This is a genomic window from Spirosoma sp. 48-14, from assembly GCF_001898575.1.
GTDB lineage: Bacteria > Bacteroidota > Bacteroidia > Cytophagales > Spirosomataceae > Spirosoma.
In genome coordinates, this window is record NZ_MKUD01000010.1 from 312,167 (window position 1) to 334,024 (window position 21,858).

The 21,858-nt window shown below is 49.6% G+C and carries 16 protein-coding genes; 11 read left to right on the forward strand and 5 right to left on the reverse strand.

The annotated features are described in order from the left end of the window. Positions 1-39: 39 nt before the first annotated feature. The 4 genes from alaS (at position 40) to BGO59_RS09715 (ending at position 5,432) form a co-directional block, all read left to right on the forward strand. Positions 40-2,715, forward strand: coding sequence for an alanine--tRNA ligase (gene alaS, locus BGO59_RS09700; RefSeq protein WP_293683421.1), 2,676 nt, complete (start codon positions 40-42; stop codon positions 2,713-2,715). Positions 2,716-2,858: 143 nt separating this feature from the next. Then, positions 2,859-4,286: an amidohydrolase family protein gene (locus BGO59_RS09705; RefSeq protein ID WP_293683422.1), complete on the forward strand. Its 1,428-nt coding sequence runs from the start codon at positions 2,859-2,861 to the stop codon at positions 4,284-4,286. Next, the gene (gene murI, locus BGO59_RS09710; protein WP_293683423.1) at positions 4,286-5,128 is read left to right on the forward strand and encodes a glutamate racemase; all 843 of its coding nucleotides are present in this window, start codon (positions 4,286-4,288) and stop codon (positions 5,126-5,128) included. The genes BGO59_RS09705 and murI overlap by 1 nt, the downstream gene beginning before the upstream one ends. Before the next feature lie 103 nt (positions 5,129-5,231). Further along, on the forward strand, positions 5,232-5,432 hold the full coding sequence (locus tag BGO59_RS09715) for a hypothetical protein (protein WP_293683424.1): 201 nt from the start codon (positions 5,232-5,234) through the stop codon (positions 5,430-5,432). Here BGO59_RS09715 and BGO59_RS09720 read toward each other — a convergent pair. After that, complete coding sequence (locus tag BGO59_RS09720) at positions 5,421-7,778, reverse strand: C1 family peptidase (RefSeq protein ID WP_293683425.1); 2,358 nt, start codon at positions 7,776-7,778, stop codon at positions 5,421-5,423. The two genes, BGO59_RS09715 and BGO59_RS09720, sit on opposite strands and share 12 nt — an antisense overlap. Before the next feature lie 96 nt (positions 7,779-7,874). Between BGO59_RS09720 and BGO59_RS09725 the strand changes: the two genes are divergently transcribed. Beyond that, the gene (locus BGO59_RS09725; protein ID WP_293683426.1) at positions 7,875-9,863 is read left to right on the forward strand and encodes a tetratricopeptide repeat protein; all 1,989 of its coding nucleotides are present in this window, start codon (positions 7,875-7,877) and stop codon (positions 9,861-9,863) included. Between the two features lie 13 nt (positions 9,864-9,876). On the opposite strand, the gene BGO59_RS09730 is transcribed toward BGO59_RS09725, so the two are convergent. Beyond that, entirely contained in the window at positions 9,877-12,264 is a 2,388-nt protein-coding gene (locus BGO59_RS09730; RefSeq protein ID WP_293683427.1) for a TonB-dependent receptor, read from the reverse strand. 276 nt (positions 12,265-12,540) lie between these two features. Between BGO59_RS09730 and BGO59_RS09735 the strand changes: the two genes are divergently transcribed. From BGO59_RS09735 to BGO59_RS09760, 6 genes are all read left to right on the forward strand, one after another. Further along, positions 12,541-13,542, forward strand: a complete 1,002-nt coding sequence (locus tag BGO59_RS09735) for a sulfite exporter TauE/SafE family protein (RefSeq protein WP_293683428.1) — start codon at positions 12,541-12,543, stop codon at positions 13,540-13,542. 11 nt (positions 13,543-13,553) lie between these two features. Beyond that, positions 13,554-14,066 carry an HPP family protein gene (locus BGO59_RS09740; protein WP_293683429.1) on the forward strand — a complete coding sequence of 171 codons (513 nt, stop codon included), beginning with the start codon at positions 13,554-13,556 and terminating at the stop codon, positions 14,064-14,066. Positions 14,067-14,267: 201 nt separating this feature from the next. After that, entirely contained in the window at positions 14,268-14,981 is a 714-nt protein-coding gene (locus tag BGO59_RS09745) for an RNA polymerase sigma-70 factor (protein WP_293683430.1), read from the forward strand. Positions 14,982-14,984: 3 nt separating this feature from the next. Then, complete coding sequence (locus BGO59_RS09750; RefSeq protein WP_293683431.1) at positions 14,985-16,079, forward strand: FecR family protein; 1,095 nt, start codon at positions 14,985-14,987, stop codon at positions 16,077-16,079. 56 nt (positions 16,080-16,135) lie between these two features. After that, positions 16,136-17,977, forward strand: a complete 1,842-nt coding sequence (locus BGO59_RS09755; RefSeq protein ID WP_293683432.1) for an STN and carboxypeptidase regulatory-like domain-containing protein — start codon at positions 16,136-16,138, stop codon at positions 17,975-17,977. Positions 17,978-18,154: 177 nt separating this feature from the next. Further along, positions 18,155-18,871 (forward strand): head GIN domain-containing protein, encoded by a 717-nt coding sequence (locus BGO59_RS09760; RefSeq protein WP_293683433.1) that lies wholly within the window; start codon positions 18,155-18,157, stop codon positions 18,869-18,871. 88 nt (positions 18,872-18,959) lie between these two features. On the opposite strand, the gene BGO59_RS09765 is transcribed toward BGO59_RS09760, so the two are convergent. The 3 genes from BGO59_RS09765 to BGO59_RS09775 form a co-directional block, all read right to left on the reverse strand. Then, positions 18,960-19,991 (reverse strand): MlaD family protein, encoded by a 1,032-nt coding sequence (locus BGO59_RS09765; protein ID WP_293683434.1) that lies wholly within the window; start codon positions 19,989-19,991, stop codon positions 18,960-18,962. A 96-nt stretch (positions 19,992-20,087) separates the two neighbouring features. After that, positions 20,088-20,846 (reverse strand): ABC transporter ATP-binding protein, encoded by a 759-nt coding sequence (locus tag BGO59_RS09770; RefSeq protein ID WP_293683435.1) that lies wholly within the window; start codon positions 20,844-20,846, stop codon positions 20,088-20,090. A gap of 94 nt (positions 20,847-20,940) precedes the next feature. Then, positions 20,941-21,753 (reverse strand): ABC transporter permease, encoded by an 813-nt coding sequence (locus BGO59_RS09775; protein WP_293683436.1) that lies wholly within the window; start codon positions 21,751-21,753, stop codon positions 20,941-20,943. Between the last annotated feature and the right edge of the window lie 105 nt (positions 21,754-21,858).

Consider the following 21,858-nt stretch of genomic DNA (forward strand, 5'->3'; position numbering starts at 1 on the left):
ACTTCTCGCTCCTAATTGCTGAGCACATTAACTAATAAGATGACTTCCCACGAAATACGTCGGCATTTTCTCGACTTCTTCCATTCCAAAGGTCACCTGATTGTGTCTTCAGCTCCGCTCGTTGCCAAAAACGACCCGACGCTGATGTTCAACAACTCGGGGATGGCGCAGTTTAAAGATTTTTTCCTCGGCAATGGTACGCCCCCGTCGAAGCGAGTGGCCGATACGCAGAAGTGCCTCCGCGTGTCGGGTAAGCACAACGACCTCGAAGATGTTGGGTTCGATACCTATCACCACACCATGTTCGAGATGCTTGGTAACTGGTCATTTGGGGATTATTTCAAAAAAGAAGCGATTGAATGGGCGTGGGAACTGCTGACCGAAATCTACAAGCTTCCGAAAGATCGGCTGTACGTATCGGTATTTCAGGGCGATCAGAAAGATAACGTTCCCTTCGACCAGGAAGCGTTCGACCTCTGGAAACCCATCGTGGGCGAAGACCGGATTATTTACGGAAACAAGAAGGACAACTTCTGGGAAATGGGCGATACGGGACCCTGTGGCCCCTGTTCAGAAATTCACGTTGACCTGCGTTCGGCGGAAGAAGTCGCCGAAAAGCCCGGTAAAGAACTGGTCAATGCCGATCACCCACAGGTTGTTGAAATCTGGAACCTGGTATTCATGCAGTTCAACCGTAAGGCCGACGGTTCGCTGGAGCCGCTACCTGCCCGCCATGTTGATACAGGGATGGGCTTCGAGCGGTTGTGTATGGCCATCCAGGGCAAAAAATCGAACTACGATACCGATGTGTTCTCAGGAACGATCCATGTGATCGAAGAACTGTCGGGCAAAAAATATGAGGCTGGTACGAGCATGGCCGACGTAGCGATGCGCGTCATAGCCGACCATATTCGGGCGGTGTCCTTTGCTATTGCCGATGGGCTGGTGCCGTCGAATGCCAAAGCGGGATACGTAATCCGTCGGATTCTGCGCCGGGCTATCCGATACGGGTATTCGTACCTGAGCCTGACCGAGCCTTTCATGACCAAATTGGTGCCAACCCTGGCCATGCAGTTTGCTGATGTATTCCCCGAACTGAACGCTCAGCGTGATTTTGTCGCAACGGTAATTCGGGAAGAGGAGATTGCATTCCTCCGGACGTTGGGATCTGGACTCGGCCGATTGGATCAGATCATTGGGCAACTGGCCACCGATGGTAAAACTGAAATTCCGGGTGAAACGGTTTTCGAACTGAACGACACCTTTGGCTTCCCAGCCGATTTAACGGCCCTGATTGCCCGTGAAAAAGGGTTGCAAATTGATCAGGCTGGTTTTGAGAAAGCACTTCAGGAGCAGAAAGCCCGGTCGCGGAAAGACGCGGCTTCGTCGGCTGGGGACTGGATCGAACTGACCGAACTGGACAGCAAAGTCGAGTTTGTCGGTTACGACCAGCCCGATACCTATGCTCAGGTTGTGAAGTACCGCAAAATTCAGAACAAACAGGGAACCCAGGTGCAGGTTGTCCTGGACAAGACTCCCTTCTATGCTGAATCGGGAGGGCAGATTGGCGATACGGGCGTGCTGGAACTGTTCAAGGATTCGGATCAGATTGGCACCCTGACAGTACTGGATACGAAGAAAGAGAACGATCTGGTTATTCACATCGTCCAGAATGTCGATGGCATTGACGACCTGCTGACCGAAGCTGATACGGTCTATGCCGTTATCAATACAGCGCGTCGTGGACTTATTGCCAGCAACCACTCGGCTACGCACCTGCTTCATTCGGCCTTACGGGAAGTGTTGGGGACGCACGTAGCCCAGAAAGGGTCGTACGTTGGCCCCGATGCGCTGCGGTTCGATTTCTCGCACTTTAGCAAAGTGACCGACGAGCAACTGGCCGAAGTGGAGCGAATTGTAAACGAGAAAATCCGGGAAGATATTAAACTGGACGAGAAGCGGAACGTACCCATCGAGCAGGCAAAAGCACTGGGTGCAACCGCCCTGTTTGGGGAGAAGTACGGTGATTTCGTTCGGGTCATTACCTTTGATCCGAGCTATTCAGTTGAACTTTGCGGTGGTACGCACGTTCCGGCTACGGGCCATATTGGTCTGTTCAAGTTTACGGGCGAGGGGTCTGTATCGACGGGCGTTCGTCGGGTAGAAGCCAAAACGTCGGCTGGAGCCGAAGCGTTGATCAACGAGCAGATGGCTGTGGTGTCGGAGTTGAAAGAACTGCTTAAAGCCCCGAAAGATGTTGTAAAAGCCGTCCAGGCATTACTCGAAGAACGTAGCGCCTTACAAAAACAGGTCGAAGCCTTACAGAATGAGAAAGTGCAGCAGTTGAAGAATCAGTTGCTGGAAAAAGTGGAGGCTGTAAACGGGAACGCCGGACCGGGTCATTCGCGTCTTGTCGAGAAGGTAGACGTCCCATCGGCTGATGCGCTGAAACAACTGGCCTACGACCTGAAAGCCAAAGTTGATAATCTGGCAGTGGTGCTTGGTGCTGACATCAATGGAAAGCCCCAATTGGCAGTAATGCTGCCCGATTCGCTGATTCAGGGCAGAAACCTGAATGCAGGTCAGGTAGTGAAAGAACTGGCAAAGAACATCAAAGGCGGTGGGGGAGGTCAACCCTTCTTCGCAACAGCTGGTGGTTCTGATCTGTCGGGCCTTGATGCCGCATTGGCGCAGGGTAAGGCGTTGCTTGGGTAAACTGATTTGTTATTACATAGAGATGCACAGAGAAAGTAGAGAGAGTCACAACGATTTTTCTCTTTTACTACTCTGTGCATCTCTGTTTTACGCCGTGGATCTCTGTGTAATGATCGTTTGTGCTACATTAATCTCTGCCCATTATGCGATGCTTTTTTAGTAACCTTTTTGTTCTGATTATTGCCGCCCATACCGTCCAAGCCCAAAAACAGAACGTCGATGTGTTGATCAAGTCGGGTTCTCTGATCGATGTGCGAACGGGGACTATCCTGACAAAGAAACTGATTGCCACCCGTGGTAAGACGATTGTTGGCGTGTTCGATGAATCGCAGCTCCGAAATTTCCAGGCGAAAACGGTGATTGATGCCAAGGGCAAATACATTATTCCAGGACTTTGGGATATGCATGTGCATTTTGGCGGGGGCGATACGCTGATTGACGAAAATAAGGCCCTGCTTCCGCTGTACATTGCTCACGGAATCACCGCCATACGCGATGCGGCTGCCGACCTGAGCCCGTCGGTACTGGCCTGGCGCGACCAAATCGCTAAAGGGACACTGGAAGGCCCGACCCTGTTCACATCGGGTCCCAAACTGGAAGGTTACAAATCGAGTTGGGTGGGCGATATTGAAGTGAGCACACCTGCCGAGGTCGATAAAATGCTGGATTCGCTGCAAGGTCTGAAGGTCGATTTTGTGAAGATCACTGACAACGCCATCAAGCCCGATATTTACCTATACATTTTGCAGGAGGCTAGAAAGCGAGGGATGAAAACATCGGGTCACGTGCCATTTGCTCTGACGATGGATGAGGTGACGTTGGCTGGGCTAGGGTCTGTCGAGCACTTGAGTTACTTGCTCAAGGCTGGTTCGTCACGTGATAAAGAAGTGGCCGAAAAAGTACGGGCCGGTATGCTTACGGCCCGAGTGGCTTCGCCCATGGTTACGCAGAGTTTCGATGAAGCAACGGCGATGGCGGTTTATGGGAGGATGGCTAAAAACGGAACTTTTGTCGTTCCTACGCTGACCATCAGCCGTACCATTGCCTTTCTGGATCAGGATAATCACCAACAGGACAAGTACCTGTCATACATTGGTCAGGGGCTGAAAAATACGTATGCCTGGCGGGTGAGTCGAGTAGCAAAGGATGGGCCTGATGCCATTGCTGAACGACACGCTCTTTATGAAAAAACGAGTTCGTTGTTGCCTTTGCTGCATAAAGCCGGAGTGACTATTATGGCCGGAACCGATGCTGGTTTTCTAAACTCGTACGTGTACCCTGGTTTGGGACTGCATCAGGAACTCGGCTATTTCGTAAAAGCAGGCCTAACCCCGTTACAGGCTCTGCAATCGGCCATACTACCGGGGCCTGCATTTCTGGGGAAAACAGCGCTGTATGGTGATATTGCCGCTGGCAAAAGCGCGGATATCGTACTGCTTGACCGTAATCCGCTAGAAACGATTGAGGCTACCCAAGCCATTAACACGGTTATTCTGCGCGGAACCGTGTATAGCCGAAAGGCGTTGGATGGGTTACTGGCCGAAGCACAAAATAAAGCTAGTACAAAGTAATGACTCCATCGTCGCAACCGATTGGCGTGTTCGACTCCGGCTACGGTGGCCTGACCATCTTACGCGAAATCGTTAAAACGCTTCCTCAGTACGATTACGTATACCTGGGCGATAATGCCCGAACCCCCTACGGTACCCGCTCGTTCGAAACCGTTTATCACTACACGCTGGAGTGTGTTCAGCATCTGTTCGACAGGGGGTGCCGACTGGTCATTCTGGCCTGTAATACGGCGTCGGCCAAAGCGTTACGAAATATCCAGCAATTGGATTTGCCAACATTGGCACCCGGACCAGATGGCCCTTCACGACGAGTGCTGGGTGTGATTCGACCAACAACCGAAGTTATCGGGAACTACTCGAAAACGGGCAATGTCGGTATTCTGGCTACGCGCGGCACGGTTACCTCGGAATCGTACGTGGTCGAAATTGAAAAGGCGTTTCCAGCTGTAAAGGTGTTTCAGGAAGCCTGTCCCATGTGGGTGCCCCTGGTCGAAAATGGCGAGTACGACCATCCCGGAGCCGACTATTTTGTGAAACAACACCTTGATCGGTTGCTGCTACAATCAACAGACATCGATACAATCCTGCTGGCCTGTACCCATTATCCGCTGTTGCTGGAAAAAATCCGGCAGTATGCCCCGGCTCATGCTACTATTTTGAGCCAGGGTGGTATTGTAGCCGAAAGCCTGGCAAACTATCTGACACGCCACCCTGAAATTGAAGCACAATGTAGCAAACACGGTCAGCGTGCCTTCCTGACCACCGACTCAACTGAAGATTTTGACCGACAGGCCACCATTTTTTATGGAGAGCCCGTACAGTCAGCTCATCTGGTGCTTTAAATCCGTATGCATTTTTGTGTAAGTGAGTTTTCTGGGTAATAATCAGTACATTAATGGCGTATTTGTTGCTTTTACCTAAACGAACCTCTTAACAAAAACCACCATGAACAAACGTTTTACGTCCGTTTTTACAATACTTTTAGTAGCTGCAAATGGGTTTGCGCAAGTGAAAAATGGTGGAGGAGTCGGGAAGGATACCGGTAAAGAACATTGGTCGGGTGTCGATTTATACTCAATCCTGATCGGCATAGCGATTGGCTTGATTATTGGCTATTTTCTGGGTAAACGGTCGTCAAAGTCGTAGGTTGTTTACGTGGTTTATACGTATCAACACAGGAACGGTGTAGGCTTGTCCTTTCATGGAAGGGTCTGAATAGCAAAAGAAGCCCGTTTTCTTCGCTTTATAGACCAACCTATTGCGTTGAATCAGTTGACTTGCCTTGTTAAAGACAGTGCCTACCCGTTCGGGAAACGTGCCTGGCTGCGTCTGGAGCTGATGGCGAATTGCGTCGAGGTTAGTTAGCCTTTCGTTGGAGAAAATAAACAACATGTACTCCGTTCCAGGATCACCGGAAAGGGTAAGCAATGAATCTTTCGTAACATCAATGAGCGTATTGGCCGACACAAGTGGAGCGAATGTGCCTGATGGGAAGAGCGTTGTGATGACACTATCGGTTGAATTCGCTGCCAGTGCGTAGAGGTACGATTGAGTGGTTGTCTTGATCGCGAGTCTTAGCGATGTGCCGGTTGGAAGCGATTTTGCGAGCGTATAGCCTTTGACCGAACGACCGTATTGGGTGGTTGTTGCCGACAAGGGCGTAGAAGGCGATAAGGCGTGGTAAAGCGATACATCGGCCGACAAAACGACTGCACTAGTGTTGGCGGGTAAGTAGGCCTGATAACCATACTTGGCAAAGCGGGCAAAATTCTCATAGGTTATCCAGAAGAATCCACCATCTCCCCAGTTCTTGCCCCAACTATTAATTAATTTGAAAGCGCCCTGACCCAGCATGTTATCATCATAGCCTACAACACACATGGCATGGCCAAAATCGAGCGTATTCGATAAATCAGGTTTCCATTGGATGGCTGGTGGGGCCGTATCCGACGAAACGAGCTGCATAACCGAGTTTTGGAGCTTGGTAAAAAAGAGCCGACTAAACGAAAGGTGTCCAATCGAAGGGGTTAATTCCATGCCAATCACCACCGGGGATCGTTCTGCCAAAGCCTGTTTCGTGGCCAGTACTTTGTCTGCTTTATCATCGGTAATGCTGAACAGCTTCACATAGTCCAGTATTTTTGAATTCGGTTCGGGTTTATTGGTAGGTACATCAGTGCATGCGTTAACATTTGGGTAACTCGAAAAGCTGGCCAGGCCATATTTTTGGCAAAAGTCGAGGGCGCTCTCGGCAAAAATCCCAAATGAGCAATTAACGTCGCCGGCATCCTTTATGAAATTGTAGAGATACGACGGTGAAAAACTGTGTTTCTGTATCGCTGCTTTATCGGTGAGGTTTAGTTTTATCGCTTCCAGTGTTGAACGCATATAATAGCCAATAGCAACCGCCACACACATCCCTTCCTGACCCTGATTGACAACGGGTGGGGTGTACTTCGATAAGTCCACGGCCCTTGGAGTTTTTAGCTTGAGAATGGGCTTTTGCTGCAACTGATTGTACCTGTCGTCGTCTACTCGAAACCCCTGCCATTGGGCTCCTCGTGAACTTGCCCCCGACGGTTGTATAGCCACTGGGTTAGACGATATTTTTTGCTGAGCGCTACACGGATTTATGTCGAGAATCGTGCTCTGGTTGCTATCTGGTACGTAGATCTCGGTAATGGCCTGTACCCACTGAAACGAAACTGTCGAAAGGTCGGTGGGCCGTGTATTGTCCAGTATGGAAAGGAACGCTTTGTTGAAAGCATTCGTAAAGAGGGTACCCGCAGCCCCGTTGCCCATATACCTGGATTTTGGAGTCAACGAACTACCGAACTGAACAACCCCGCAATTTTGTATAAAAAGCCGTTTGAGGATTTCCCGCTCCAGATTGATAGTATAGATAACCGTACCGGACACTGCTCCTTCTCGCTGAGTAGTTTCAGTCTTGTAATCGGCCAGAATCAGGCTAAGGTGTGCTTTTTGAGCATTCAGCCATGTTTCCAGTTCACTGACTGCCAGGCCGCGTTCGGTAACGTCGTCCAGTCGCCAGTTGGCCAGTTTAGCAGGGGCCGACGGACTAATGCCATAGCCTGAAAAATAGACGATGATGATATCCTTCGGGTTCGTTTGGAGAGACAAGACAGTTTCTTTGAGGGTCTGGCTGGTAAAATGGTCTTTGGGAATCCGCCAGTTCTGGATTTGATAGGATAATCCATTCGCAATTTTGTTGATCACCTGTGCTATCAGGCTGTCGTTTTCCATATTGACACGGGCAAACTCCAGCTCGTTCTGTTCTTCCACGTAAATGACATGTACGAGGGGCTGACTGACTAACGTTCGGGACGCTGTCGGCTGTTGCCTGGGCTGCAGATTGGACAGTAGGTCAGTTGAGTTGTTAAGGGCGGGTTTGCTGGGGGGCAGAAAATGGATCTGAGCAAAAACTGCGACCGTACAGCAGCAAAAGTAGAATACTAACGCAATACGTTTCATCGAGTAAGTTAAGGTAGGAGGATTGTCTGATTAGTCGTTCTGTCTGGTAATCAATGTGCAACGAATATATATATTTGTTAGCCAACTCATATTTCTATGAAGCCTCTTTTCCTGCTCATTGGCTTGTCAATTAGTTCGTGTCCAGCGCTTGCCCAGATAAACCTGGCCGATAGTCTACAAAACCTGTTGGCCAGGCCCATACCCGATACCAGTAAAGTGTTGGCTCTTGATCGGTTAAGTCGGGCCTGGATGTATGCAAAGCCGTTTGAAGCCATGCAATGTGCCAGAAAGGGCTTACAGATAGCACAACGTATAGGATATGCCCGAGGGGAGGCCCGTATTCAGAACCGGATTGGTACTATTTTTCGGCTTACCGGTAATTTCGATCAGGCACTAACTGCTCATCTGACGTCTATAAACATTGCAGAAGCCAATCAGGATAAGGATGCACTGGCTCGAACGTATAACAATCTCGGTAACCTTTACATCGAGCAGAACAACTGGACGCAGGCAATTCGCTATTTGCAAAAAGCACTTGCACTGGCTGAAGAGTTGAAAGACAGTGATTTAAAGCAAATTGTGCTGACTAACCTGGGGTATGATTACATTTCGCAGAGCCGTTTGGACTCTGCGCTGAAGTATACAACCATAGCGTATCAGGAAGCCGTAAACCTCAAAACGAGCGATCGACAGGCCGAACTGATGAATCTGGGAAATGTGTATGGCCAGTTAGGTAAATACAAAGAGGCCCTGCAATATTTCCGATTCAGTGTCGAAAACGGAAAAACGTCAAAAAATGCCCGTGTATTAAGCCAGACCTATTATGAAATGGCCGATGTCTTTAACAAAATGGGCCAGAAGGACTCGACTATTTTCTATGCTAACCAATCGTTGACAGTCGCACAGCGGAGCGCATTGCAGCTTAATATCGTCAAAGCCAGTTCATTACTGACCGATATATACGAGTCAACGGATCCGCGACAGGCAATCGCTTATTTAAAAATTGCTACCGCTGCCAAAGACAGTCTGGTTAACACGGAAAAAATTAAAAACTTTCAGAACATCGAGTTTAATGAAAAAATGAGGCACGAGGATGAGCAGCGGCTGGAAGAAAAATATCGGACCCGGATTACCATTTACCTGCTCGTAGGGGCCATTGGAACTTTCATCGCTATTGCGTTTATACTCTACCGTAACAACCGAATCAAGCAAAAAGCCAATGTGATCCTTAAAAAGCAACGGGACGAAATCAGTGTGCAACGGCAAAAAGCAGAGTTGGCGCTGACCGAGTTGAAAGCTACACAGAATCAACTCATTCAGCGCGAGAAACTGGCCAGCTTAGGCGAACTGACAGCAGGTATAGCCCATGAAATTCAGAATCCGCTGAATTTTGTTACTAATTTCTCTGAGGTGAGTACAGAGCTTATTGATGAGTTGGGCCAAGGGCCGTTTCAGCAACTCAATGAAGTCGATAAGCAATACGTAGACGAAATTATAGGTGATTTACGGGTGAACCTCGAAAAAATCAATTACCATGGAAAGCGAGCCGATGCCATTGTTCGGGGGATGCTGGAACATTCCCGAACGTCGACGGGCGAGAAAGCACCTATTCAGCTGAATAAACTAACCGAAGAACACCTGAATCTGGCTTTTCAGGGGTATAGGAGCAAAGTCAAAGAGTTTACCTGTCAGCTCGAAAGGGATTTTGGCGATACTGTAGGGGGCATTACGATCGTTGCTCAGGATGTAGGTCGTGTACTATTGAACTTGTTTAGCAATGCATTCTATGCCATGAATCAAAAGCGTACCCTTTCTACTGCCGAATACCAACCCGTATTATGGGTGAGTACTCGACGGCAAAATGGGTACGTTGAAATCCGGGTGAAGGACAATGGCGCGGGTATTCCAGAGGGGATAAAAGCGAAAATCTTTCATCCTTTTTTTACGTCCAAGCCTACAGGAGAAGGAACCGGACTGGGTTTGAGCCTAAGTTTCGATATAATTACCAAAGGGCATAGCGGTGAACTAACCGTTGATAGCCGGGAGGGAGAAGGGACGGAGTTTATCATCAGGCTTCCCGGTTAGATGGCCACATCACTTAAAACACGACCCGATAGCTAAGAATAGGGATCAGACCACTGCCATAGCTGATTTTAAGTGTACCACTGGCTGGGTCATAATAGCGTCCGTAAATGTTCTGTCGGTTTACAGCATTCTGTATGTCGAGTGAAAGGGTGCGTGTCGAATGGGGGCGGTTCTTCTTCCAGCTTAGCCGAAGGTCGGGCCGAAAATAAGCGGGTAGTTGTTCGGTAAAGGCCTGATTGTCGAAGTAAACCGTTTCGCCAAGCCGTTTCGATTCTGTCAGATCGATAGGGGTGTCGCGGTAGCCGCCGTAGTAGCTTAGTTTTAGATTCAGCCCAAAGACATGGGAGCCTGATACCCATTCCTTTCCTGCCAGCAGGCTTTGGGCAAAACGACCATTCCAGCGTGTGCTGCGCCATACACCATCCGAACCCTGGTATTCCGAGTTATACAGCGATGACGATAGCAGGAAATAATAGCTGTTGCCGGAGGCTGCTTTAAGTAGAAATTGCTCCAGTGTCAGCTCCAGGCCATAGTTTCGTCCGAGGCCGGTGTTGGTCAGTAGTTGGTCCGTAAAGCCATCGAATCGGTTGATAATAGCGAATGCATTTTTTTCGGCAGCACTGACCGGAATGTTGACTAGATGCTGGTAGTACGTTTCCAGTTTCAGTCGTAGTGGTGAGCCGGTATTCCAACTGTTCAGCCGTCGGTCATATGCCAGCACGTACTGATGTGAGCGGGTAAAGCCCAATGCCCGGTTGGAAGCTCCGTTCCCATTTTCCGATGGGTCGACTGGACGCATAAAATAAGTGGCTGGGTTCTGAATCTGGCTGTGCAGGCCGTAGCCCAGGCTAACAGATTGATCAGGCGAAAAGGCCCAGCGGATCGAACCCCGTGGTTCCAGCGCCGAAGAGCCGTTCAGGGCCAACCGGAGATAATGCATGCCAACATTGACAGTGAGTTGTTCCGAAATCCGGTAGTTCCACTGACCAAACGCCTGTAACGTCTGTGTCTGATCATTGACCTGCACCCGTGTCAGTAATTGGCGTTGTTCGGCTTCCCAGGATTTTTGGTACAGGTTATACAGCAGCTGGGTACCGATCAGCCCAGTCCGAAACGTGTGTTGAGCGTTGAGTTTATAGGTCAGCGTTGACGAGAGAATCCGCTTTTGAATGGTGTAGGCGGCATCGTTTCGTTCCGAAGCGGCATAGTCGTTGGCTGGTTCCAGAAGTGAGTTTTGGAAACTGTTTTTGTAGCCAGACACCAGGAAAACGGTTTTTAGCAAGGCCTTTCGCCCGATGGGTAGGGTATGCGTAACCCCGGCTGCCCCTGTATTGGAGCGGAAATCTTCGTTATATCGGTCGTAATCGTTCGCCCACTTTGATGAATCGGCAGGGGCGTTGATTTTGCTGCTACTCAATCCACCAAAACCGAACAGGGTAAACGTTCCAGCCGTTCGGGTTGGCAGGTAGACATTGAACGACAAATCCTGAAACACCCTGTCGCCAGTACCGATGTTAACGCCCAGTTTGGATAGCAAACCGAGAGTGGAATAGCGATAATTGACCAGAAATGAACCGTTGTACCCTTTCGCTATGGGGCCTTCGGCAGCCAGATCAATGCCCAGCAGTCCGGCTTGCAGCGTGTATTCGCGTTTGGTGCTATTTCCCCGGCGTAGGCGCAGATCAAATACGCCCGAAAGCGCATTGCCGTATTCGGCCGGAAAAGCGCCGGTCAGAAAATCCGAATTGGCCAGTAACTGGGCGCTGAGGATGGAAATGCCTCCACCAGCCGTACCCAGGTTGGAAAAATGATTCGGGTTTGGTATCTCGACACCTTCCATGCGCCATAGTAGCCCGTTTGGTGTATTGCCCCGGATAATGATGTAATTACCGCCATCGTCGGCACCGACCACACCCGCGTAGGCTGTTGCCATACGGGCCGGGTCATTGACAGCAGCTGCAAATTTCTGCGTTTCTTCCACCGAAAACGTTCGGGCCGATACGGTAGCCATTTCGTTGATCGGTTTGTCTTTTTCAGTGGTTGGTTTGACCGTTATTTCACCCAGTTGACTAACCGCTTCTTCGAGGGAAATACTCAGAACCAGTTCTTTCCCGGCGTCGACGACAATGTTTTGGAGGGTCGCCACCTTGTAGCCAACAACACTGATTTGCAGGCTCTGACGACCGACCGGAACCTGTGTAAGCTGAAACTGACCTGTGGCATCGGTACTGGTTCCTTTAATGGGCGACGAATTGAGGATAATCACCGAAGCGCCGGGTAGAGGTGTTTGTAAACTTTGATCCACGACCGTACCCCGGATGGTCTGTGTTAATGATTGAGCCTGTAGAGAAAGCGAAAGCAGAAAAACGGCTAAAAACGTGAATGGTGAGCGGAGTTGCATGATGGAACAGAAAACGATGATTCGCTTTCCTGACAGCCGACGTCAACAAGACCCCTATGACCACTCGTCAAAAAGTTTCAGATTGCAGGCTATCGCCAACCGGGTCAGTTATGTAAAAACGAACTTCAGTGGAGATAACAGCTAGTAAGCAATCGGTAGACGTTGTATTAATCCTAGCAGAATAGATTAGTTTTTCGTGTAAATTAAATGGGATGGAAAACTGACACTAAACTTGGCATGAAAATAGTGATTAGGGACTTCTAAAATGCCGCGTTTATGAAACGGTTACCCACCGCCTACTTGCTCTTTTTTGCTCTTGTGATGCCGATCTGGCTGGTTTACATGGTTACTCAAAACGGTTTTTCGTTTTATAACGACCACTGGGCCGCGCCCATAACCATGTTTTTTGGATCATTTGTCGCTGGAGCGACATCGGAAGGGGGAGGAGCAGTAGCCTTCCCGGTGTTTACGCTGCTGCTCAAACTACCCCCGCCCGTAGCCCGCAACTTTTCATTTGCCATACAGAGTATTGGGATGACATCTGCCAGTCTGTTGATTATCAGCCTGAAAATTCCGGTCGACTGGCGGGCTATTCGTACGGTAGCCATTGGCGGTATTCCAGGGCTGTTGTTTGGCGCTTTCTTCATTGTACCGCTGATTAGCGGCCAAATGACAAAGATTTTCTTTGTGTCGCTATGGCTAAGCTTTGCGTTTGCCCTGTATCTGGCGAACCGCAAAACAGATCGGGTTACGACCAGGGGATTAGGCCCGTTGAAGGCAGTCGATCTAGCCCGCATTCTGGTATTTGCGTTCATTGGCGGTATCATCACGGCCATTTTTGGTGATGGGATCAATATTTTCACCTTTTGCCTGTTTACCCTCTACTATTCAACCAGTGAGAAAATCGCTACCCCTACATCCATCATAATCATGACCATCCATACCATCATTGGCTTTTTGCTGCATGTGTTCGTATTGCAGGATTTTCAGCCGATGACTTTTCAGTATTGGATGTGTGCGATTCCGGTAGCGATTCTGATGGCACCGCTGGGTGCCTACATTATTAATTTTCTGACGCGGGAAGCCATCGCTAAATTCCTGTACATCACCACTGTGGTTCAATATATCGGTGCATTGATCGCCCTGCGTCCTCCAACGGTTGTGGTGTTGATCAGCTTCGGTACGGTTGTAGGTGGGTTTTTGTTTTTCTGGTGGCTATCAACGCTTCGGTCTGAGCAGTCGGCTAAACCCTCGTCTTATGCCTCGTTGAATTCCTAAACGCCCTCATTATGCAAACCGCTATTCGTTGGGCGTTATACATTCTGGGGATTGAAATTCTGTTTCTAGTCGCTTTAGCGGTGCACCATTTCTCATTGGTTCCCCCGCTGGCGGCTAGTTGTATGCTGTTGGCAGCCAATCCCAAGGGCGTTTTTGCACAGCCTCGTACGGTTTTGGTTGCTTATATACTGGTGGGACATCTGGGTTTATTCCACTACGTATTTCTGGGAAATAATCTATTCGGATTGATGGCCATGACAATACTGGCAGTTAGCCTGATGGCTGCCGTTTCATCGATTCATCCACCTGCCATAGCGCTGTTATTTCTACTGGCGAAAGCCGCCCATCCGTTTCAGGAGTATTTGTTCATGGTTTTGTTTGTAGTGGCGATGGTCGGGTTTCACTATGCCGCTCAGTGGTGGCTAAGTCAACTATATCCATCTGTTCAAGCCAATCCAAGGGTCATAACGGAATCGAAGCCGACTGCTTATTCAACCTACCTGGCCACCGCCGAAAATCAATGATCAGCGGCAACCGTACTGGACTACGCTTATCCTGCCCCAGGCTACATATCCTGCTGGTGTTACCCTTTTTGTCAGTGTGATGGAGGGGTTATGACGGAAACTATGTCTATCGTGCTTTTGCAGAAAAATTATTTTTACATGGCGTAGGGGTCGACCGGCTACTAACTGTCATAGGGAGGAACAACCGGATGTTTGCCGAAAATGATAGCTTTGCAGTCTCCTGTCATTTATTATACTACACCAGTGCCACCAACCGAACAGGATGTCATTACGGCTATCCGGGCGGGTAGCGAACGCGACTTTGAAGCTGTTTTCAGGCAGTATTATGCGTCGCTATGCCGGTATGCCCGTCAGTTACTCCCCGATCCTGACGAAGCAGAAGAGGAAGTACAGGCTATGTTCCTGGCTATTTGGGAAAAACGCCAAGGACTGCTTATTAGTGTATCGCTCAAGTCGTACCTGTATCGATCGGTTCATAATCGTTGCCTGAACCGACTCAAGCACGCATCCGTTCGCGATGAGCACCGGGACTATATCCAGCATATTGGGGAAGAGACGGCTGAATCGCCTGCTCAGCGGGTAATTGGTGAGGAATTGGCTCACCAGATTCAACGGGCAATTCAGAAATTACCCGAACAGTGCCGACTCGTGTTTACGCTAAGTCGGTACGAAGAGCTTCGGTACGGGGAAATTGCAGAGCAATTAGGGATATCAATTAAAACCGTTGAGAATCAGATTGGCAAAGCCCTACGTATCTTACGGGCAGAATTGAGTGAGTATTTACCCGTTGTTCTGGCGCTTGGAATGAATAATGGACAGTGGATGCTGAATCCTGGTAGCGAATTGAGCGAAGCGGATATAGTATCTATACTAACCATGTTTCATTCTTCATTGTCAATTCTTCATTTTATCTAAGCCATGGCCGATCAACATCCTATTGACGATGCCCTATTGGGCAAGTTTCTGGCCGGTGAAACGGATCCGGCTGAATCGGCGCGGGTACGGCAATGGCTTTTGAGTCGCAATGCAGGTATATCCGAACCTACGCACGACGATTTTGCCAAGTTTGAACGCATCTGGAATGCGGCTAAGCAAGGGCAGCGTGCATCGAAGAAAGGCAAAACATCGACAGACCTCGAGCAACCCGATGTGGATACCGACGCGGCCTGGAAATCGGTTCAACAGCGTATGAGGAGCATTGATGGGCGAGCCGAAAATGGGGCGGCTATCAAGCCGCTGCCCAGTCAGGTAACAGAGCCGGATAGCCTTTGGCGGCAGACTGGCTACCGGGTGGCGGCAGTGTTGGCATTGGTGGTGAGCCTGGGCTGGCTGGTTTATCAGTTTCGGTACATGGGTCACGACAATCCGGCTATTCATACGGTTACGCTGGTCACGGGCGACCGACAACTTCGAAAAACCCTGCCCGATGGTTCACGCATTGTGCTGAATCGACACTCCACACTGACTTATCCGGCCGCTTTTGCTGACGAACGACGCGATGTGACCCTGAATGGTGAAGCGTTTTTTGATGTAACCCCCGACCCAAATCGACCGTTCCGTATCCAGGCCCGGCCAACCGTTGTGCAGGTGCTGGGTACATCGTTTACTGTTCGGGCTTATGATAACAATGTCAGTGTAGCCGTTCAAACGGGTAAAGTGCGGTTTTCGAGCGGCCGCAAAGCCGTCTTGCTGACAAAAGATCAACAGGCCACGTTTGACGAGCAGACCGATACCATTCGTCGGGCAGCGCAGCTAGCGCCTAACGCCTTTGCTTACAAGACTGGCTTGCTGGTGTTTGACAATGAGCCATTGGCCAGTGTAATACAGACCATTAACCAGTTCTATAATTCGGATGTGCAACTAGCTAATGCCCGGCTGGATAATTGTCGGTTGAAAACCCGTTTCGATAAAATGTCGCTGGATGAAGTGGTGGCTGTAACGGCCGAAACCCTTGGTTTACAGGTTCGCCACGAAGGGAAATCAATAATTTTAGACGGTGCCGGATGCCGATGAATAGGGGTAAGCGACCAGATGGCTGTCTTGTCGTAAAACCACTGTTAGTAAATCCAATGCGTTATTTTCTCCTTTGCTTCTTTATTAGCCTCCGCCTGTCGGCTCAGTCGATACCTCCACTGGATCGGGTCATTTCGGTGGATATTCGCAATGCAACGCTCGACAATGCTCTTCGTCAGATCAGCCGGGCTGGCCGGTTTGAGTTCTCGTACGACCCCACCCGTATCGATGGAACTACAACGATCACGCTGCGATTAACGAACACACCCGTTCGGGAAGTGCTGAGCCGGGTATTTGTGAACCGGGTTGCGTTTAAATCCCGCGGGAACCACGTCATTCTGGTCCGTGCCGATCCGCCTGAGTCGACCCCGAAGAGTTTTCTGCTGGATGGCTATATTCTGGATGAGCAAACCGGCGAACGGATTGCCAAAGCCAGTATTTTCGAAAAAACCACGCTGGCATCTACGGTCAGCAATCCCTTTGGGTATTATAAACTACAGCTACCGACGAGTCTGGCCAATGCGCGGCTGGACGTTCGTAAACAGGATTACCTGGGCGAAACGGTGCTGATCCGATCCCGGACTTCGCACGCGGTTAACATCCGCATGACCCCTTTGCCTCCTACTACCTCATCGTCGATCCAAACCTTACCAATTCGTGTGATTGAGGATACGGTGCGCTCCGTTGAGCCACCCTTAGCTTCCGTAGCGGTCGAAGCACCTGCGCCAATGGTCGATTCAACGGCCCGCCAACCGCAGTCCGTTGTTGATAAAGGGTGGTCTGGAATTTCGAAGTTTTTTGTTTCGGCGCAACAGGCCATTCACGACATAAACCTGAGCCGTGATACGCTTTACCGGGACTGGCAGGTGTCGTTTGTTCCGTTTTTTGGCACCAACGGGCGTTTGAGCGGACGTATCAGCAACCGTTTTTCGGTCAACATGCTCATGGGCTATTCGTTTGGGGTTCGGGCGTTTGAGGTTGGAGGCTTGATGAACCTGGTTCGAACCGATGTCGATGGATTTCAGACCGCTGGTTTAGCCAATATCGTTGGTGGTCATGTCGCTGGGGTTCAGGCAGGTGGGCTTATCAACTATACGAATCACTATGTAAAAGGTGCCCAACTCGGTGGTCTGGTCAATACAGCCGGACGTTCGGTAACGGGAGCGCAGGTGGCCGGGTTGATCAACTATGCCAATCAGGAAGTTCAGGGTGCTCAGATTGCCGGATTGATTAATGTGGCTGGACGTTCGGTTAATGGTGTGCAACTGGCTGGCATACTCAACGTAGCCCGTGGCGATGTGCGTGGTGCACAGATCAGTGGTATTGTGAACGTAGCTCGCCGGGTGACAAACGGCCCTCAGATTGGGTTGATCAATCTGGCCGATACAGCAGGCAGCGTACCTGTTGGTCTCCTGAGTTTTGTCCGAAAAGGAGGCTACAAACGTGTCGAACTAGCGGCTAATGAGGTCAATCTGTTGAATGTAACCTTACGAACGGGTGTGCAGCGATTATACAATATCCTGACCGCCGGGCACAGTTTCGATCGGATAGGTAGCCCCCGACTTAGTGCCGGTTATGGTTTAGGAACGGCCTTCCGACTGTCGAAAGCCACCTTATTCAACCTCGAACTCATCGATCAGCATTTGTTCTATTTCGACGGAACGTATCCACGCGGCTGGAACAACCAGATTCGCCTGAATACCCTGATTGAAGCCCGGTTGAGTAACCATATCGCACTAGCATTCGGGCCGTCGGCCAACTGGTATTTCAGTACCGACGATCGGCCAATCCCGCTGTTGCAACCCGAAATCCTATTGGTTTCTAACCGGGCCGATGCATACAGTAATGCGCGTCACTGGGGGTGGCTTGGCCTTCAGGCTGGTTTACGGTTCTTTTAACTGCACTATAGGGGAAGAAACAATCCCGCCAGTAGCCATAATAGGAGAGGAGCTTGGTGTGAGGCAAATTTTTTTTGTCGGCGCGTAGGGGTAGAGGTATGTACGGCTGTCATGATGTCAAATGAGCTATGAATACAACCTGAATAGCTCCGAAATCTGTAAAACGACAAGTAGATTATGACAAGCACAAAATTCCTGGGCATTTCGCTCGTTGCCATCGCGCTTACTTTATCCGGCTGCTCCTTAATTCGGGAGGATGTAGGGCCTTACCAGATGGCTCAGCAAAGCTATGCACTCACCAATTTCGACCGACTGGATATGGGAAGTGCTTTTGTTATTACGGTTCAGCAGGGAACCTCTTATAGCATTTCGGTGGAAGGCGACCGACGAAATCTGGATGACCTGGAGGTGTATACGCGAAATGGTACACTCAAAGCGCAGTACCGCGTAGCCCGGAACCGCCAGTACGCTACCACGTTCCGAATTACGATGCCCAGTCTGCGCGGAGTAGATTTTTCGGGTGCGGTTCGATCAACGGTAACGGGTTTTACGAATCTGGATGGTTTCGACGTTACGTTGTCGGGCGCTTCTGAAGGCCAGTTTGATATACAGGCGGCCCGACCAACGATCAATCTATCCGGCGCTTCGGTATTGCGGATGACTGGCAAAGGGGCGTTCCTGACAGCCGATTTGTCCGGTGCTTCGAGCTTACAGGCGTTCGACTATCTCGTCGATAATGCGGGTCTGGAACTGTCGGGAGCCAGTAAAGCGAACGTTAGTGTAAACAGCAGTCTGGTAGTCGAGGCCAGTGGGGCCAGCGCCGTTCGTTATCGCGGCAAACCTGCTGTTGCTCAACGAGTAAGTGGAGCCAGTACGGTACAGAACGAATTGTAGTTTTATACGTCACTCTTATCTCTAAAAATCCCGAAGGGGACTCAGATCCTGAGTCCCCTTCGGGATTTTTAGAGATAAGAGTATGTTATTATGGCTTCGGACTAGCAGCCGCTGTACTATCCGCTTTTTGTTTCGCTTCGGCTTTGGCTTTCTTCTTGAAGAAGCCACGCAACAGGAAGTTACTCTGTGCAGCTTTCAGGTCTTCATTCAGTAGCTCCGTTCCTTTACTTAAGTTACGAAGCGTGACCTGTAGATTGGTTGCTGTTTCCTTGTCGGTCAGCAGGATACCAAGCGGGCTGTTGGTATTGTTCAGCTTATCCGATGCCCGGTTCAGGTTGATCGATGTTTGCCGTAAAGTAGCCACGCTTTGATCGGCAGCAGTTACAGTCGATTCGAATCGGGTGGCGGCCCGGCTCAGGCGTCGAAATACCGTTGTATCGGTTACTAATTCGTTCGCCAGCGTTCCTTTCGTATTCAGTTTGGCGGCAAACTGCGCCACTGAACCCGTCACCCGAACGGTATTGTCGGACGCTTTTTCCAGATTGACCATAGCCCGTTTGAAATTGTCGGCAACGATCGAGTCGGTCAGAACTGCCCCTACGGTGCCTTTCCCACGTCTTAAATTGCCAACCAGTTCTTTAAAGTCATTGGTCACTTTCAGGAGGTTATTGTTGTTTTCCTGTAAAGTTGCCATGATTTGATCCGAACTTAATGCCTCGGTGGTTTTCAGTCGGTCACCATCTTCAACTTCGGGCTGGCTTGTGGTCCCGCCGGCAATCACAACGATTTTATTCCCGATCAGGCCATCGGAACTAATGGAGGCTGAAGCATCTTTCCGAATGAATTGCTTGGAGCTTTCCTCAATATTCATGTCAACTTCTACCTGTGAGTTGCTCACGAAGCTAATGCGCTTAACCGTACCGATTTTAACACCGGAAAACCAGACGTTGTTGCCGTTCTTCAAGCCACCAACGTCTTTAAAGAGCGCAATAAGGCGAACAGTACTGGTGAAGCGCTTTTGCTGGCCACCCAGTACGAATATTCCCGCGATCAGGATAATAATGCCCAGTAGGACGAATATGCCTACGACCACGGAGCGTTTTGTCGATTCAGTACTCATTTCTAGTATAAGTGGAGTCAGTGAAAGTGGTGTAGTATATGCAGTTAGTGTAATCAGTGAAGTCTGTAAAATGTTTAAATTCTTCACTCTTTACCCCTAATCCACAAATTTGTAATCATAAAATTGCTGTATACGTTCGTCTTTGTCGGCAAATACCTCATCGAAGGTGCCCACCCGCGCAAATTTGCCATCCAGCAGCATGGCAATTCGGTCGCCGGTAGTTTTAGCGCAGGTCAGATCGTGGGTGATGATAATCGAAGTGGCGCCGAGCCGCTCCTGCACGTCGTTGATCAGATTGTTGATTTCCACACTGGTAATGGGGTCCAGCCCAGCCGTTGGCTCATCATACAGCATAATCTCCGGCTTCAGAATCAGCGTACGGGCAATACCAATCCGTTTCCGCTGCCCACCCGACAGTTCGGCAGGCATCTGGTCGATGGTTTGTGCCAGACCAACATCGTCCAGCGCTTTTTTGACGGCCTTATCGATTTCGCCACGACTCAGGTTGCGAACGTTTCGCACCAGCGGGAATTCCAGATTTTCGCGGATGCTCATGCTGTCATAAAGGGCACTGCTCTGGAACGAAAACCCTACCTTCTGGCGAAACTCATCCAATTCTTTACCACCTAGTGTTTCCACATCCTCACCCAGAATAATTACTTTCCCGGCATCCGGTTTGAGCAGACCGACCATGATTTTGATCAGAACCGATTTTCCTGTTCCCGACCGGCCCAGCACCACCACGTTTTCCCCTTTATTCACCTCTAAATCAACCCCACGCAGCACGTGCAAACTGCCAAAGGACTTTTTCAATCCTTTGATTATAATAACGGGTTCATTTTTCTTTTCGCTCATAGTTTAATGATTGAATGATTGAATGATAGAATGATTGAATAGCTGTCGCCCATTATTAATTCAATCATTCAATCATTCAATCATTCTAAATTGTTTAACTGCCCCGAATGGCGGATACGATTTGTAGCGAGAGTAATTCTTCAATAAAAACCAGGAACATGGCGGTTACTACCGACGAGTTGGCCGCTTTACCGACTCCTTCGGTTCCTTTTGAGGAGTGATATCCTTTATAGCAACCAACCATGCCGATGGTGAAGCCAAACACAATGGATTTGATGACCGACGAAAAAATATCGAGGTAGGTGATGGCCCCAAAAACCTCCTGAATATAGGACGTAAAACTCGTTTGCTCGTTGGCATTTACATTTAGGAATGCCCCGATCAACGCCACAAAAATGGTGTACATCGTTAGTAACGGAATGGTGAACGAGGTAGCCAGTACGCGGCTCACGACCAGAAACTTAAATGGATTCGTTCCCGACACTTCCATCGCGTCGATCTGTTCGGTAACGTTCATGGAACCGATTTCGGCACCGATGCTGGACCCAACTTTACCAGCGGCAATCAAAGCGGTTACCAGTGGGCCCAGGGCCCGGACAACGGCAATGGCTATGAGCGAAGGGAGCCAGGAGGTAGCGCCAAACTCCGACAGCGATGGTCGCGACTGATTGGTGAACACCATGCCGGTTATAAACCCGGTGGTTGAAATCAGCAGGAGCGATCGATAACCAACTTCGTAGCATTGGCGGATGATCTCCTTAAATTCGTAGGGGGGGACAAACACTTCCCGAAAGAAGCGCCCAATGAAAGCGGCCACATCGCCCAAATTCAAAAAAAACTGGTCTAACTTTCGTGTAGTGACAGGCCGGCCAGTAGCCTGTTGGGATTTATTGGCGTCCGATTGCATTCAACAGGTGGAAAAGTAGATTAATGCCAAAAACGGGCTTATCAGAAACATAGGATTACGTATACCCATATAACTGATTTGTTGAGCCGTGGTTTTATTTTGGCA

Bases quoted from the DNA above. Each gene is read 5' to 3' on its own strand.
- alaS (WP_293683421.1), top strand. From the start codon at position 40: ATGACTTCCCACGAAATACGTCGGCATTTTCTCGACTTCTTCCATTCC.
- BGO59_RS09705 (WP_293683422.1), top strand. From the start codon at position 2,859: ATGCGATGCTTTTTTAGTAACCTTTTTGTTCTGATTATTGCCGCCCAT.
- murI (WP_293683423.1), top strand. From the start codon at position 4,286: ATGACTCCATCGTCGCAACCGATTGGCGTGTTCGACTCCGGCTACGGT.
- BGO59_RS09715 (WP_293683424.1), top strand. From the start codon at position 5,232: ATGAACAAACGTTTTACGTCCGTTTTTACAATACTTTTAGTAGCTGCA.
- BGO59_RS09720 (WP_293683425.1), bottom strand. From the start codon at position 7,778: ATGAAACGTATTGCGTTAGTATTCTACTTTTGCTGCTGTACGGTCGCA.
- BGO59_RS09725 (WP_293683426.1), top strand. From the start codon at position 7,875: ATGAAGCCTCTTTTCCTGCTCATTGGCTTGTCAATTAGTTCGTGTCCA.
- BGO59_RS09730 (WP_293683427.1), bottom strand. From the start codon at position 12,264: ATGCAACTCCGCTCACCATTCACGTTTTTAGCCGTTTTTCTGCTTTCG.
- BGO59_RS09735 (WP_293683428.1), top strand. From the start codon at position 12,541: ATGAAACGGTTACCCACCGCCTACTTGCTCTTTTTTGCTCTTGTGATG.
- BGO59_RS09740 (WP_293683429.1), top strand. From the start codon at position 13,554: ATGCAAACCGCTATTCGTTGGGCGTTATACATTCTGGGGATTGAAATT.
- BGO59_RS09745 (WP_293683430.1), top strand. From the start codon at position 14,268: ATGATAGCTTTGCAGTCTCCTGTCATTTATTATACTACACCAGTGCCA.
- BGO59_RS09750 (WP_293683431.1), top strand. From the start codon at position 14,985: ATGGCCGATCAACATCCTATTGACGATGCCCTATTGGGCAAGTTTCTG.
- BGO59_RS09755 (WP_293683432.1), top strand. From the start codon at position 16,136: ATGCGTTATTTTCTCCTTTGCTTCTTTATTAGCCTCCGCCTGTCGGCT.
- BGO59_RS09760 (WP_293683433.1), top strand. From the start codon at position 18,155: ATGACAAGCACAAAATTCCTGGGCATTTCGCTCGTTGCCATCGCGCTT.
- BGO59_RS09765 (WP_293683434.1), bottom strand. From the start codon at position 19,991: ATGAGTACTGAATCGACAAAACGCTCCGTGGTCGTAGGCATATTCGTC.
- BGO59_RS09770 (WP_293683435.1), bottom strand. From the start codon at position 20,846: ATGAGCGAAAAGAAAAATGAACCCGTTATTATAATCAAAGGATTGAAA.
- BGO59_RS09775 (WP_293683436.1), bottom strand. From the start codon at position 21,753: ATGCAATCGGACGCCAATAAATCCCAACAGGCTACTGGCCGGCCTGTC.